The sequence below is a fragment of the Actinokineospora pegani genome (assembly GCF_009745975.1).
GTDB classification, from domain to species: domain Bacteria; phylum Actinomycetota; class Actinomycetes; order Mycobacteriales; family Pseudonocardiaceae; genus Actinokineospora; species Actinokineospora pegani.
In genome coordinates this window covers 126,341-141,830 of the sequence record NZ_WHOL01000107.1, presented here as the reverse complement: position 1 = coordinate 141,830, position 15,490 = coordinate 126,341, and the positions used below count along the sequence as shown (strand labels likewise).

General features: G+C 73.6%; 5 protein-coding genes and 1 pseudogene. 2 read left to right on the top strand and 4 right to left on the bottom strand.

The genetic code is table 11. The annotated features are described in order from the left end of the window. Nucleotides 1-10: 10 nt before the first annotated feature. The 4 genes and pseudogenes from GCL84_RS20605 to GCL84_RS20590 all read right to left on the bottom strand — a co-directional run. Nucleotides 11-8,020: pseudogene (locus GCL84_RS20605) on the bottom strand (amino acid adenylation domain-containing protein); the annotation flags it as partial. Between the two features lie 128 nt (nucleotides 8,021-8,148). Next, nucleotides 8,149-9,504: a serine hydrolase domain-containing protein gene (locus GCL84_RS20600; protein ID WP_156757155.1), complete on the bottom strand. Its 1,356-nt coding sequence runs from the start codon at nucleotides 9,502-9,504 to the stop codon at nucleotides 8,149-8,151. A 996-nt stretch (nucleotides 9,505-10,500) separates the two neighbouring features. Next, nucleotides 10,501-11,718 (bottom strand): cytochrome P450, encoded by a 1,218-nt coding sequence (locus GCL84_RS20595; RefSeq protein WP_156757154.1) that lies wholly within the window; start codon nucleotides 11,716-11,718, stop codon nucleotides 10,501-10,503. 34 nt (nucleotides 11,719-11,752) lie between these two features. Next, nucleotides 11,753-12,496, bottom strand: a complete 744-nt coding sequence (locus tag GCL84_RS20590) for a TetR/AcrR family transcriptional regulator (protein ID WP_197523397.1) — start codon at nucleotides 12,494-12,496, stop codon at nucleotides 11,753-11,755. Nucleotides 12,497-12,708: 212 nt separating this feature from the next. Here GCL84_RS20590 and GCL84_RS20585 point away from each other — a divergent pair, with 212 nt between their 5' ends. Both GCL84_RS20585 and GCL84_RS20580 read left to right on the top strand, forming a co-directional pair. Beyond that, nucleotides 12,709-13,098 carry a nuclear transport factor 2 family protein gene (locus GCL84_RS20585; RefSeq protein ID WP_156757152.1) on the top strand — a complete coding sequence of 130 codons (390 nt, stop codon included), beginning with the start codon at nucleotides 12,709-12,711 and terminating at the stop codon, nucleotides 13,096-13,098. 259 nt (nucleotides 13,099-13,357) lie between these two features. After that, complete coding sequence (locus GCL84_RS20580; RefSeq protein WP_156757151.1) at nucleotides 13,358-15,445, top strand: vWA domain-containing protein; 2,088 nt, start codon at nucleotides 13,358-13,360, stop codon at nucleotides 15,443-15,445. The last annotated feature ends 45 nt before the right edge of the window (nucleotides 15,446-15,490 follow it).

Here is a 15,490-nt window from a genome sequence, read left to right as displayed (position 1 = left end):
TCTTCCTGGGTCAGTCGCGCTCGTCGCCCGCGGCCGCGGACTCGAGTTCGGACAGGACGGATTCCTCGACCGCGCGGGCCAGCGCCGCGACGGTGTGGCAGCCGATCACCTCGCGCAGCGAGATGTCGATGTCGAAGGTCTCCCGGACCATGGTGGTGACGTGCAGGCTCAGGATCGAGTCGCCGCCGAGGGCGAAGAACTCGTCGTCGACGCCGACCTGGTTCACCCCGAGAACCTCGCCCCAGATCTCGGCGATCAGGGTCTCGGTGATGGTCCGCGGCTCTTGGTGCGCCACCGCCGGCCCCGGTTCGGCGGCGGGCGCCGCGAGGGCGCCGGAGACGGCCCCGGTGCGCCGCATCGGCTCGCCGAGCGAGCCGAGCAGGGTCCGCAGCGACTGGTACGGGTCGGTCACGACGGCGTCGAGCACCGCGCCCAGGCGCGCGCCCAGCTCCTCGACGGTGGCCGCGTCGAACACGGCGGGGTCGTAGGTGAAGGCGAAGGTCAGCCGGGGGCCCGGGTAGACGATCACGCTCATCGGGTAGTTGGTGGTCTCGACCGCGCGCATGTCGCCCAGCCGCAGCCCGTGCTCGGCCGCGGCCTGCTCGTCGATCGGGTAGTTCTCGAACACGACCAGGCTGTCGAACAGGTTGGCCCGCCCGGTGACCCCGCTGAGCGCGCGCAGCCCGCTCAGCGGCAGGTAGCCGAACCGCCGGGACTCGACCTGCGCCAGTTGCAGGCGTTGCAGCCACGGCACCAGCCGGGCGTTCGGGTCGGCGTCGACGAGCACCGGCATCGTGTTGATGCAGATGCCGATGATCTCGTCCACCCCGGGCAGCTCGTCGGGCCGCCCGGAGATCGTGCTGCCGAAGCACACCTCCCGCTGGCCGCCGCAATCGGCGAGCAGCAGCGCCCACGCGCCCTGCACGACGGCGTTGGCGGTCAACCGGTTGGCCCGGCCCAGCTCGGCGACCCGCTCGGTGGTGCGCTCGGAGAGCTGGACGGTCAGCCGCTCGGTCGAGCGCTGGCCGTGGGTGGTCGCGGCGGGCCGGTCGACCGGCAGCGGGGTGGGCTCGGTCAGCCCGGACAGCAGGCCGTGCCAGTGCTGCCGCGCGGCGTCGCGGTCCTGGCGGTCCAGCCAGGCCACGTAGTCGCGGAACGGCCGCCTGGGCACGGGGTCCCCGGCCCCCGGGTGGCCGGTGAGCCGGGCGTGCTCGGCGAAGACGTCGGTGAGCACCCGGAACACGCTCCACCCGTCGAGCAGCAGGTGGTGGAAGGTCCACACGACCCGCACCTCGTCGGCGGAGAGCCGGGCGAGCCGCAGCCGCACCAGTGGGGGCCTGGTGAAGTCCAGCTCGTCGCCGCGGTCCTGGGCCAGCAGCTCGGCCAACCGCTGCTCGCGCCACGGCTCCGGGCGCGCCGTCCAGTCCTCGTGCGCCACCGGCACCCGCACCGCGCGGTGCACCACCTGCACCGGTTCCGCCAGGCCCTCCCAGGCCACGGCGGTGCGCAGCACGGGGGTGCGGTCGACGACCCGCTGCCACGCCTCGGCGAGCAGCCCGGGGTCGCCCACCCCGGCCAGCGTGCAGGTGACCTGCTCCAGGTAGAGGCCCTCGCCCTCCTGGGCGAGGCTGTGGAACAGCATGCCGCTCTGCATCGGGGTCAGCGGGTAGACGTCCTCGACCTCCCGGCCGGTGCCGACGATCCGGTCGACGGCGGCCTGGTCCAAGCGGGCCAGCGGGAAGTCCGACGGCGTGCAGCCGCCCGCGCCCGGGTCGGCGCAGTGCGCGACCAGCTCGCGCAGCCGGGTGAGCATGCCCTCGGCCAGCGCGCGCACCGTCTCGGTGTCGTGCAGCGCCGCGGAGTGGAACCAGGTGAACTCCAGTCCCGACCGGTCGGCGCGGCCGACGACCTCCAGCTTGTGCGCCCTGGTCGCGGTGGGGTCCTCGTCGAGGCCCAAGGGGCCCGCGGGGGCGCTGTAGAGCCCGTCGACCGGGCCCGCGGCGGCGTACTGGCCCAGGTAGTTGAACGAGACCTGCGCCTGCGCGGCGCCGGTGGCCCGGTCGCCGAGGTAGCGCAGCGCGCCGTGGCCGACGCCGCGGCCGGGCACCGCGCGCACCTGCTCCTTGACCGACTTGAGCAGCGCGCCGGGCTCCCGGCTGCCGGACAGGTCCAGCGCCACCGGGAACAGGGTGGTGAACCAGCCGACCGTGCGGGAGAGGTCGACGTCGTCGAACAGGTCCTCCCGGCCGTGGCCCTCCAGGTCGACCAGGACCCGGGGCGCCCGGGTCCAGTCGGCGAGCACCTGGCCGAGCGCGGCCAGCAGGACCTCGTTGACGTGGGTGCGGTACACCGAGGGGACCCGGTTCAGCAGCGCCCTGGTCTCGTCCCGGTCCAGCCGGACGGTGACCGAGCGGGTGGAGGCGACCGTGTTGGCGCCCGCGCCGTCGGTGGGCAGGTCCGCCACCCCCGCCGGGGACACCGCGGTCCAGTGGTCGGTCTCGTGGTCGAAGCCGCCGTCGGCGACGTGCTCGGTGAGGCGGCGGGCCCACGCCTGGAACGACGTGCTCTTCTCCCCCAGGTCGACCGGCCGCCCCGCCGCCGCCTGCCGGTAGCCGGTGTCCAGGTCGGCGAGCAGGATCCGCCACGACACCGCGTCCACCACCAGGTGGTGCACGGCGAGGAACAGCAGCGGCGCCCGGTCCGCGCCCCGGTCGAACAGCGCCACCCGCAGCAGCGGACCGGCCACCGGGTCCAGCTCGGCCAGCAGCCGCTCCCGCGCCGCGGCGGTGTCGGCCTCGTCGGCCACCTCGAGCCGGGTGAAGACCTGTCCCGCCTCGGACCGGGCGTTGTGCTGCCGCCACCGGCCGTCCACCCGGTCGAACCGGGTGCGCAGCGCGTCGTGCTGGGCGAGGACCGCGGCCAGCGCCGCGCGCAGCGCCGCCTCGTCCACCCCGGCGGTCAGCTCCACGTCCAGGTGCTGGCTGAACCGCGCCGTGCCCGCCGGGTGCCGCTCGAAGAACCAGTGCTGGATCGGGGTGAGCGGGGCCGCGCCGACGACCAGGCCCTGCTCGGCCGAGGTGGTCGTGGACCCGATCACCGGCGCCAGGGCGGCGACGGTCTGGTGCAGGAAGATGTCCTTCGAGGTCAGGTCCATGCCGAGCCTGCGGGCCTCGGCCACCACCTGGATGCTCATGATCGAGTCGCCGCCGAGCTCGAAGAAGTTGTCGGTGACCCCGACCGCGTCGAGCCCGAGCACCTTGGCCCACAGGCCGGTCAGCGCCGCCTCGGCCGGGGTGCGCGGCGCGACGTGGGCGCGGTCGGCGGGGCCGCCGGCCCGGGGCGCGGGCAGCGCGCGGCGGTCCACCTTCCCGTTCTGGCTCAGCGGGAGCGCGTCGAGCACCTCGAACGACGACGGGATCAGGTAGTCGGGCAGCTCGTCGGACAGGAACGCCACCAGCTCCGCCGACGTCGGCGCGCCGACCTCCGGCTCGCCCACCAGGTGGCAGACCAGCCGCGCCGAGCCAGACGAGCCGCTGGGCGGGCGGTGCGCGGTCACCACGGCCTCGGCGACACCGGGGTGGCGGGTCACGACCTCCTCGACCTCGCCCACCTCGACCCGGAAGCCGCGGATCTTGACCTGGTCGTCGGTCCGGCCGATGAAGCAGAGCACGCCGTCGTGGCGCCAGCGCACGATGTCGCCGGTGCGGTACATGCGGGCGCCCGGCTCGAACGGGCACGCCACGAACCGCTCGGCGGTGGCGCCCGGGCGGCCGAGGTAGCCGCGGGCCACCCCGTCGCCCACGATGTGCAGCTCGCCGGTCACCCCGGCGGGCACCGGCCGCAGGCCCGCGTCGAGCACGAAGACCCGCATGCCCGCGAACGGGCGGCCGATCGGCGGCACGTCCTCGACCGCCTCGACCGACGGCATCGGGTGCAGGGTGGTGAACGTCGTCGCCTCGGTCGGCCCGTAGCCGTCGGACACGACCAGGCCGGGGCAGGCGGCCAGCACGCGGCGGACCGCCGCGCCGGGCACGACGTCGCCGCCGGTCCACACCTCGCGCATCCCGGCGAGGCTGTCCGGGTCCTCCCTGGCGATCATCCGGAACAGACCGGCCGTCAGCCACATGCCGGTCACCCCGTGCTCGGCCACCATCCGGCGCAGCACGTCGGCGGTGAGGTCGACCGGCGGGGCGACCACGACCCGGCCGCCGCGCAGCAGCGCCACCCACATCTCGTAGGTGGAGGCGTCGAACGCCAGCGGCGAGTGCAGCAGCACCCGCGCGTGGCCGCCGCCCGCGAAGTTGGCGTCGGCCACCCGCCGGACGATGTCCTGGTGGGTCACCGCCACGCCCTTGGGGGTGCCGGTCGACCCGGAGGTGTAGAGCACGCAGGCCAGCTGCCGGGGCAGCGGCCGGGGGGCCGGGGCGCCGACCGGCGCGTCCGCGCCGAGGTCGGCCGAATCCAGGGTTGCGCCGTCGTGCAGGTCGGCGGCGAGGTCGGCCAGCCCGGCGTCGCGGATCACCAGCCGCACGCCCGCCTCGTCGAGCAGCCTGCGCAGCCGCGAGCGCGGGGCGCGCAGGTCCAGCGGCAGGTAGGCGGCGCCCGCCTTGAGCACGGCGAGCACCACGACCAGGTAGTGCGCGGACCGCTCGGCCAGCAGGCCCACCCGGTCCTCCGGGCGCACGCCCGCCGCGACCAGCCGGTGCGCCAGCCGGTCGGACCGCTCGTCGAGTTCGCGGTAGGTCAGCGAGACCGGGCCCGCCACCACCGCGACCTCGTCCGGGGTCGCGGCCGCGACCCGCGCGAACACCGCGGGCACCGAGACGTCCACTCCGGACTCGTCCGGCCGCGCGGACGTCCCGCTCCACGGGCCGAGGACCAGGGCGCGCTCGTCATCGGGCATCACCCCGAGTTCGGCCATCCGCCGCCGCGGCGCCGCGGCGACCGCTTCCAGCAGCACGTGCAGCCGCGCGGCGATGTGGTCCACGGTGGCCGCGTCGAACAGGTCGGTGTTGTACTCGACGACCAGGTTCAGCGCGCCGTCCTTGGGCCAGAACTCCACGACCAGGTCGAAGCGCGCCGACGGGCGGGGCAGGTCGTGCTCCTCGACGCGCAGCCCCGCCGCGGTCCGGCTGCCCGCCCAGTCCTCCTGCAGCACCACCAGGGCCTGCACCAGCGGGCTGGCCGCCGCGTCGCGCCCGGGCTGCAGCAGCTCCACGACGCGGTCGAAGGGCAGCTCGTCGTGCGCGAACGCGGACAGCACGGTCTCCCGCACGTCGGCGAGGTGCTCGGCGAAGGGCCGCTCCTCGTCCACTGTGGAGCGCAGCACGACGGTGTTGACGAAGAACCCGACGACCTGCTCCCACTCGGCCCGGCCGCGACCGGAGGTGGCCGCGCCCAGGGCGATGTCGCGCTGCCCGGTGTGCCGGGTGAGCAGTAGCTGCACCGCGGCGACCAGGTTGGCGAACAGGGTCGCGTCGTGCTCCCTGGCGACCTCGGTCAACCGCTGGACCAGGTCGGCGGGCAGCGCCCGGCGGCGGACCGCGCCCGCGGCCGTGCGCACCGGGGGGCGCGGGTGGTCGGTGGGCAGGTCCAGCGGGACCAGCCCGGCGAGCTGCTCGCGCCAGTAGGCCAGGTCCTCGTCGAGGGCCCCGCCCGCCAGCCGCGCGCGCTGCCAGGCGGCGAACTCCGGGTAGCCGACCGAGAGGGCGACGAGCTCGGGCTCGCCGCCCGACCGGTACTCGCCGTAGTGCCGCAGCAGGTCGTCGACCAGGATCCGCACGGACCAGCCGTCGGTGATGATGTGGTGCTGGTGCAGCACGAGCACGTGCTCGGCGGTGTCGAGCCGGACCAGCAGCACCCGCGCCAACGGGCCCAGCCGCAGGTCGAACGGCTGCGCGCCGTGCTCGGCCAGCACCGCGTCCAGCGCGGCCGGGCGCTCGTCGGCTGCGACCGCGGACAGGTCGAGTTCGCGCAACGGCAGCTCGCCCGTCGGGTGCACCACCTGGGTGCCGTGCCCGTCCACGGCCTCGAACGTGGTGCGCAGGGACTCGTGCCGGACGACCAGCGCGGCCAGGGCCCGCCGCAGCGCGGCGGTGTCCAGCCCGCCGGTGAGCCGCAGGCCGATCCCGGTGTTGTTCTCGGTGCCGCCGGGGTCGAACTGGTCGACGAACCACAACCGGCGCTGCGACAGCGACAGCGGCAGGGGCTCGTCGCGCGCGACGGTGGGGACCGGGTCGCACGAGCGGCCCGGTTCCCGGTCCAGGACCAGCTCGGCGAGCCCGGCGACGGTCCTGGTGTCGAACACCGCGCGGGCCGAGAGCTCCACGCCCAGGGCGGTGCGCAGCCGCGAGAGCACCCGGAAGGCCAGGACGGAGTCGCCGCCCACGGCGAGGAAGTCCTCGTGCGCGCCGACCGCGTCGACGCCGAGCACCTCCGCCCAGACGCCCGCGATGGTCTGCTCCAGCTCGGTGCGCGCCTGCGCGCCGACGACCCGCCGGACGCCCGTGGCCGGGGACGGCAGCGCCGCTCTGTCCAGCTTGCCGTTGGGTGTTAACGGGAAGCGTTCGAGCACGACGAACGCGGCGGGGACCATGTAGTCCGGCAGCACCTCGGCGACGGCGGTCCGCAGGCGCGCCACGTCGACCGACGCCACGTCGGCCACCGGGGTCAGGTAGGCGACCAGGCGCTTGACGCCCGGCTGGTCCTCGCGGGCCAGGACGACGACGCCGCCGACCTCGGGCCGGTCGGCCAGCACGGCCTCGATCTCGCCCGGCTCGATCCGGAAACCGCGGATCTTGACCTGGTGGTCGGCCCGGCCGACGAACTCCAACTGGCCGTCCGCGGCCCAGCGGGCGATGTCGCCGGTGCGGTACATCCGCTCGCCCGGGGCGCCGTGCGGGTTGGCCACGAACCGCTGCGCGCTCAGCGCGGACCGGCCCAGGTAGCCGCGGGCCAGGCTGGGCCCGGCCACGTACAGCTCGCCGGGCTCCCCGACCGGCACCGGCGCCAGCTTGTCGTCGAGCAGGTGGACGGTGGTGCCGCGGATCGGGCGGCCGATGGGCGTCCCCTGACCGGGCTCCAGCGGCTCGCTCCAGGTGGCGACCACGGTGGACTCGGTCGGGCCGTAGGCGTTGATCAGGCGCCTGCCCGGCGCCCAGCGCGACACCAGGTCCGCGGTGCACGCCTCGCCGCCGACCACCAGCGTGCGCAGGTCGGGCAGCGGCACGACCGGCATCGTCGCCAGCGCCACCGGCGGGATGAGGGTGTGGCTGATCCGGCGGTCGGCCATGACCTCGGCCAGCGCGTCGCCGAGCAGCGGACCGGGCGGCGGCACCACCAGGGCCGCGCCCGCGGGCAGCGACATGCACAGCTCGAGCACCGACGCGTCGAAGCTGGGGGAGGCGAACTCCAGCACCCGGTCGCCCTCGACGACGCGGAAGTGCTCCACCTCGGCGGCGGAGAAGGCCGCCAGACCGCGGTGGGTAACCACCACGCCCTTGGGCTTGCCGGTCGAGCCGGAGGTGTAGATGACGTACGCGGGCTGGTCGGTGTGGCGGGTGGCGGGCAGCTCGGCGGCCTCGACCGGCGTCCCGGGCACCTGGTCGAGCTCGGCGGCGACGTCCGGGGCGTCCAGCAGCACCGCGGCCACGTCGGCGGGGACCGCGGCGGCCACGGCGTCGATGTCGGAGCGGGTCAGCACCAGCACCGGGTTCGCGTCGGCGAGCATGAACGCGATCCGGTCGACCGGGTACGTCGGGTCCACCGGCAGGAACGCGGCGCCGGACTTCGCCACCGCCAGCTCGGCCACGATGATGTCGACCGAGCGCGGCAGCGCCAGGGCGACGACCCGCTCCGGGCCCGCCCCGCGGCGCAGCAGCACCCTGGCCAGCCGGTTGGCCCGCTCGTCGAGCTCGGCGTAGCTCAGCAGCCCGCCGTCGTGGACCACCGCCGCGGCGTCGGGGGTGCGCTGGGTCTGCGCCTCGACCAGGTCGGCCAGGGTGCCGGGGGACGCGGTGCCGACCGCCAGCATGGTGGTCGAATACGTGCGCGCGTCGTCCATCGCCGCTCCTTTGTGCGAGAGGTGCCGTCTGCGGCCGTGCTCGGGGAGCCCGCCGCAGCGCGGTCGGGCCGGGGGTGTGGGCAAGGTCAGTGCGGGTGCGCCGACGTCGCGGCGGGAGTCCCGCGACGCGCCAGGCGGCCGGTGACCTGCAAGCGGTCCACGCGGCCGGTGACCGGGTCGCGCAGGAACCGCCCCTCGTGCGGCGGACCGGAGGACACGGTGTCGCGCATGGTGAACCCGAGGTCGGGCCGCACCCGCAGGACCGCCACCGCGACCCCGTCGACCGCCAGGCTGAACTGGTCCCCGTCCGCGCCGACCAGGTACTCGGTGGCGCCGTTGAGGTAGCGGCCCAGGCACTCCGCGGGCGGTGGGTGCGGCGGTCCCTCGTCCGGCGCCGGTTGGTCGGCGAGGGGGACGCCGACCGCGCGCAGTTCGTCGACCAGCGCGCGCCAGAGCGCGGCGCCGGTGCCCGCGTTGGTGACCAGGGCCACCGCCGCGTCCTGTTCGGGCTGGACCCGCAGGTGCGCCGAGGTCCCGTCGCCGGTGCCGTCGTGGCCCCACCACGACTGGCCGTCGCCGGTGAACGACGCCAGCCCCAGGCCCCAGCCCGCCGCCAGCCCGTGGGGCTCGGCCGCCGGGACGGGCTCGCGCATGAGCCGGGCGGAGGCGGCGGGCAGGAGCCCGTCGAGGTCGGGGTCCGCGGCCGCGGCGTCGGTGTGCAGCCGGGCGAAGGACACCAGGTCGTCGGCGCTGAGCGCGAGCGCGCCCGCGGCGGCCTCCGCGGCGCCCAGCGTCTGGCGCACCGGGCGGATCCGGCCGTCCACGCCGCTGACGACGTGGCCGGTGGCGAGGTCGTCCTCGGTGGCGCCCGGTCCGACGACGAACGCCGGGCGGATGCCCAGGGGGGCCAGCAGAACGCTCTCCACGGCCTCCCACCAGGACATGCCCGTCACGTCGCAGGCGATGTGGCCCGCGAGGACGTAACCCGCGTTGGAGTAGGAGAAGCCCGTTCCCGGCGGGAGGACCAGGTCCGTCGAGCGCGCGTGCTCCACCAGGTGGCGCAGGGCCGAGGTGGTGGACGCGGACTCCGCGGCGCCCGCGGCGGCCAGGCCGCCGGTGTGGCTGAGGAGCTGGCGCAACGTCGCGGCGGCGACCGGGTGTTCCCGCAACTGCGGGACGTGCGCGCCGATCGGCTCGTCGAGGTCGAGGTCGCCGTCCGCGACGAGGACCATGACCAGGGTCGCGGTGAAGGCCTTGGTGATGGAGGCGATCGGGAACCTGGTCGCGGCGGTCACCGCGCGACCGCCGTCCTGCCGGTCGCGCCCGGTCACCGCGCCCGTCGTCTCCCCCTGCCACCGCACGGTGAGGGCGGCGCCGGGGACGCGGTGCTCCTCGGCCAGGCGGGCGAGGGTCGCGGAGAGCTTGCGTGGGTCAATCGACATGTCAAATCTGTCTGAGCGTGATGTGCGGAGCTGATCGGTCGAGGGGTCGCCACTCCGTGGGTTCGAAATACATAAGCACGTCCCCTTCCACTCGACGCACCCGGGCGATCAGCCCATCATGCTGACCGACGCTAAAAATAGCTACCGCCGATCGGGGGAACGTTTCCCAGCGGCCGGCCCCATCTCTTGTTCTGAATAGCCAACAACCGCTGTCGACTTTTCACACGCTACCGCACAGAACACACCAAACGTCGAATACAATTCACTTTCGGCGACCTTGAACACACTCCCCGCGCCACAGAGGACGCCAGCCCCTCCGACCGCGGTCCACCTGCCCGCCATCCATTCACCAGGTCGAGCCCTTCTCGGGCAATCCTGCGCCGAACCTCGGCATGACGTGGTTCTTTTCACCCGCGCCGATCAACCCACCCATGACGGGCCCGCCCATCGCGAACACACTTCCGCGCGCACAACTACGAAATCTCATTCACATCCAAGACGTGAACACTTCGCGCGTTCGTCCGCGATTTGTCAGGTATCCGCCACCCGGCGCACGCCAGCAGATAAATTCCGCAATAGGCCGCGCGACGCCCGCCAGAGAGCCGAGTGCGAATATCTCGATCGCCGCACGCGGGAGCAGACCACGAATTAATAGCGCACGTCACACCCGACCGTGCGAAAAACCCGCAGCCCGCGACCACGCAGCCGCAGACCGTTCAGTGATGATTGGCGCGTCGCCCCCGATCGCGCGCACGACCCTAAAGCACCAGCAGGTGAACATCCCTCCGCCGAACCACACGAAGCCAGTCAGGCCGGTTCCCGAAGCCGACCACACCGGTGACGGCCCCGCCGCCACCGCGCCACCCCGAGGGGCGTTTGAACCTGGACTACCCAACTCGAGGCTAACTCTAACCGATCGGGTGGTGATGCAGGGCACAGTTCAGCGCAAGTGGCCCGGCAGACGGGTGTCTGCCGGGCCACTGGGAGTGGGACGGATCAGCTCGGTCGCACCCGCACGGACACCGACTTGGCGCCGAGCAGCGCGTGCACGTCGAAGAAGTCGATCCCGTCCTCGGGAGCCACCCGGATGTCGCTGTAGCGGTCCAACAGCATGTTCACCGCGATCTTGGCCTCCAGCCGGGCCAGCGGGGCGCCGAGGCAGAAGTGGATGCCGTGCCCGAAGCCCGCCTGCTTGCTCGACTCGCGCCGGGGGTCGAAGACCTCCGGGTGCGCGAAGACCGACTCGTCCCGGTTGGCCGAGGCCAGCCAGGCGAACACGATCTGCCCGGCGGGGATCGTGGTGCCGCTCAGCTCGACGTCGCGGGTGGTCAGCCGGGCCAGCTTGGTGAACGGCGGGCGCATCCGCAGCACCTCCTCCAGCATCCCCGGCACCAGTTCGCGGTCCGCCCGCAGCTCCTCGACCACCCGCGGGGCCGCGTCCAGGCACAGCAGGGTGTTGCCGAGCAGGGCGGTGGTGGTGATGTGGCCCGCCAGCAGCAGCAGCGCGGTGAACCACACGATCTCGTCGTCGTCGAGCCAGCGGCCGTCGACCTGCGTGTTCACCAGCGCGGTGACCAGGTCCTCGGTGGGGTGCTCGCGGCGCCGCTTGACGTGCTCGAGCATGTAGGCGCCCATCTCCCGGACGGTGGGCGCGATGGCGTTCACCTGGTCCCCGAGCGCGTCGAGCAGCGGTTCGTCGGCCGGGGGCTCGTTGTTGAGCAGGACGTCGGCCCAGCGCTGGAAGGTCTCCCGGTCGGAGCTGGGAATCCCGATCATCTCCGAGATCACGATGACCGGCAGCGGGTAGCTCAGCTCGCTGACGAGGTCGAAGCGGTCGCGCCCGGCTAAACCGTCGAGCAGCTCCGCGGTCACCTCGGTGATCCGCGGCGCCAACTCGGCGACGAACTTCGGGGTGAAGGCCTTGCTCACCAGCCCGCGCATCTGGCGGTGCACGGGTGGATCGATGCTGATCAGGTTGCCCTTGGCGATCTTGTCGATGTCCGGGTCGCTGGGCACCAGGGCGGACATGTCGCTGGAGAACGTCGCCGGGTCGGACAGGATGCGGGTCACGTCCCCGTGGCGGAACGCCTCCCACGCCTGGATGCTCTCGTTGAACACGACCGGCTCGTCGGCCCGGTGGCGGGCCAGCCGGGTCCACAGGTCGATCATCTCGGCGGGCTCCGTGGGGATGGGGCCGTTGCGCAGGGTGGTCATGTCTTCCTCTCGGCGGGCCGTGCCCGCGGTCGTGTCAGGTCGTGCCTCGGGGGTTCGGGGAGGTCGCCCGCCCCGGTCGGCGGTCGCCGAACCGGTGCTGGGCGTGGGAGTCCCGCAGTCGCTCCAGGGCGGCGACCACCCGGGGGGCGAGCAGCCGCGGCACCCGCCCGGCCGGTCGCCGGGTGGGCTCGAACGCCGCCCGCAGCGTGTCGGCCAGCACCCGGGCGCGCCGGGCGTCCGAGGCGGGCACGTCGGCGGCGGCGACCGGGCAGGCGCGGTTGAACCCGGTCATCACGCAGGTCACCGCGTACACCTGGTCGTCGAGCCCGGTGTCGGTGCGCAGCGGGCCGTGCTCGCGCAACTGGGCCGAGTAGTAGCACAGGAAAGCGCGCTGCCCGACCTGCTCCGTGGTGCCCGCCTGCCGGGCGAGGCCGCCCAGCAGCTCGCCGTCGCCGCTGTACACCGCGCGCAGCAACGGACGGTCCAGCACCACCTCGAAGAACACCTGCCGCATCCGGTGCAGGCGCACGAACTCGGCGTCCTGCCGCACCCGGCTCAGCAGCGTGTCGACCATGGCGATGGACTCGCGCAGCAACACCGCGACGAACAGCGACTCCCTGGTGCGCCAGTGCAGGTACAACGTGCCCTCGCCCACACCGGCGGCTTGGGCGACATCCAGCATTGTCACCCGCCGGTAGCCCCACCGCGGGATGAGCTGGGCGGCCGCGTCCAAGATCCGCTCGGCGCGCTCCTCGTAGTCGGCCCCGGTGTCGCCCAACCGCCAGCCCCCAGGACACGTGACCGATCCGGTCTTGTGGTCACGGAGGACCCTAAGCGCCGCCACGTCGCCGGACAACCCCCTTTCAGGGTCCACTGTCGACGGTAGCGGTTTTGTCCGCGACACCCGATCGGCACTAGCCCCCTGGGGGGTGCGCCCGCTATGGTCGCCCGACTCAGCACCGGGTCAGCAGCTCGGCGACGACGACACAGGTGGGAAGGGAGACCGGCATCGACGCCATCTCAGCCCTGGTCCGCTCGTACTACGACCGAGTCGACTCCGGCGACCCGACCCTGTTCGACCTCTTCCACGACGACATCAGCTACAAGCGCCCCGGCTACCCGACGATCACCGGTCTGACCGATCTGCGGGCCTTCTACCGGTCCGTCCGGGTGGTCGACCACGGCAGGCACCACACGCTCTCGGTGTTCCGGCTGGGCGCCCAGGCGGCGGTCGAGGGCCAGTTCAGCGGCGCGCTGCGTGATGGTTCCACTGTGGAGTTGAGGTTCAGCGACTTCTTCGACACCGCCGTCCACGCGCGCGGCGAGTACGGCGCGGTGATCATCGCCCGTCGGACCTACTTCGACGACACCCGCGTCTGACCAGCCTCACCCGCGCCCGCGCGACCCCGCCGAGGCACTGCCGACCATCGGGGCACCTGCACCGGGTCACACCCACCGCGCGTCGGCCCACCCCCCTCGCCACGACCCGTAAAGAGCAGCCGCACAGGGCCGTTCGAGCGTTGTCCCGCAACGCAAAGACACTCACTCGAACAGCGCAGTAACCCGGACCCCGCAGTTCCGATTCCCCCTCCGCGAGCACATACCAGCGAAGGGGCGTGGAAGTGTGATATCCAGACGCATGGCCGCGGTGGCGGCGGTGGCGGTCGTCGCCGTGGTCACCAGTGGCGCGCAGGCGATCGCCGTGGACGCGAACCTGCCCGGCGGCACGAGCATCTCGGTGGACGTCGCGAGTCCGGTGGCGGGCACGGTGGTGCCGCAGGGACCGGTGACCGTCACCGGCACCGCGGCGATCGGCACGGGGGTGGCGGTCAAGGACACCGCGCTCACCTACGTCGTGGACGTCTCCGGCAGCACCGCGAGCGGGTGCGCGGCCGGAACGGTCCTCACCTGCGAGAAGACCGCCGTGGCCAACCTGAACGCGGTCGCCGCGGCGGCCAACACGGTGGTGGGTGGCGTCGGGGCGGTGGTGTTCGGCTCCGGCGCCGCCACCGTGGACGTGCGCCCGGCAGGCGGTGACCAGTTGTTGACCACCCCCGAGGCCGACGAGAACGGCAACGGAACCCGCGACGTCGTGGAGGCGGTGGACTCCGCGGTGATCGGCGGGGTGCAGCAGTTCACCCCGAGGTCGTTCGGCAGCGGCACCAACTTCGTACCGGCCGTGCAGGCGGCGACAACGGTCACCGACGCCCAGTCGCAGGGCCGCAAGGTGGTGCTGTTCCTGTCCGACGGCTTCGCCTCCGGCGACGTGACAGGGGTCGCGGGCGCGGTGCCCGCCAACGTCGACTACCACACCTTCGCCGTGGGACCCGGTTCGGCGTGCAACGGCGGCTCGTACAACTCGAGCCTGCAGGCCATCGCCGACCTGACCGGCGGCACCTGCACCTCGGTGCCCGACCCGGCCACCCTGCCGGACGTGGTCCCCGGCATCATCGACTCGACGCTGACCGACCTGACCCTGAGCGTGGACGGCGGGGCGCCCACCGTGATCACCAACGTCACCCCGGCCCTGCCCGGGACCGGCCCGGCGACGGTCGACTACACCGTCGACACCGCCGCCCTGGCGCCCGGCACGCACCAGTTGTGCGTCACCGCGCGCGGCACGGACGGCGGTGGCGCGGGCACCGTCACCGACTGCACCACCGTGGTGGTCAACAGCCCGCCCGAGGTCGTCGTGGGTGGACCGTACGCTGGCCAGGAGGGCACCCCGGTGACCTTGGCGGGCACGGTCGTCGACCCCGACGGGCCGAGCCTGAGCACGCAGTGGAGCGCCGTGCCGCAGTCCGGTGTGGACGCGGGCGCGACGTGCGCCTTCTCCGCGCCGAACTCGGTGGACACCACCGTCACCTGTGATGACGACGGCGTGTGGACCCTGCGCCTGAGCGCGAACGACGGCCTGCACCCCGACGTGGCCGCCACGACCACGCTGACACTGTCCAATGTGGCCCCCCAGGTGAGCGTCTCCGCGCCCGCGGGCGGCACGCTGGTGCCGCGCGGTCAGTCCGTCGGCGTCACCGCGCCGTTCACCGACGTCGCCGGGAACGACACCCACACCTGCACCGTCGACTTCGCCGACGGCACGCCGGTGGTGGCCGGGACCGTGGCGCAGGGCCCGGGTGCGGGCACGTGCACCGCGTCGCACGCCTACACCGGCGTCGGCGCGCACAACGTGCTGGTGACGATCACCGATGACGACGGCGCGTCCGCCACCGCCGTGGTGAAGATCGTGTCCCACGTGCGGGCCGAGGCGTGGTCGATCAGCGCCTCGGGGCTGATCAACCTGGCCAAGACGCCGCACGCCACCTGCCCGCCCTCCTCGGACAAGACCACCGCGTCGCTGAACGTGTTCGGCCTCGCCTCGGTGCAGGCCCTGCACGCGGACTGCTTCCTGGACGCGCAGACCGGCCACACCGACGCCGGGGCGGAGGTGTCCAGCGCCAGCCTGCTCGGTGGCGCGATCACGCTGTCCGACATCGAGACCTCCTGCGTGGCCACCGAGTCCGGGCTGTCCAGCTCGTCGCGGGTGGGCACGCTGAACGGCACGCCGATCGGCACCGGACCCGTCACCATCGGCATCCCGGGGGTGGCGACGGTGCACCTGAACCAGACCGTCACCGGGCCAAACGGGCAACGCGCGCAGTACGCGGTGCGCGTGGTGACGCTGCTCAGCCAGGAGATCGTCGTGTCCGGTTGCCGCATGGGCTTCTGAGCCGCCCACGCGATCCGGACCAGCGGGGGGCCGCCGCCCGCGGCC

Excerpts from the sequence above, each read along its gene's own strand:
- GCL84_RS20600 (WP_156757155.1), bottom strand. The coding sequence starts at position 9,504 with ATGTCGATTGACCCACGCAAGCTCTCCGCGACCCTCGCCCGCCTGGCC.
- GCL84_RS20595 (WP_156757154.1), bottom strand. The coding sequence starts at position 11,718 with ATGACCACCCTGCGCAACGGCCCCATCCCCACGGAGCCCGCCGAGATG.
- GCL84_RS20580 (WP_156757151.1), top strand. The coding sequence starts at position 13,358 with ATGGCCGCGGTGGCGGCGGTGGCGGTCGTCGCCGTGGTCACCAGTGGC.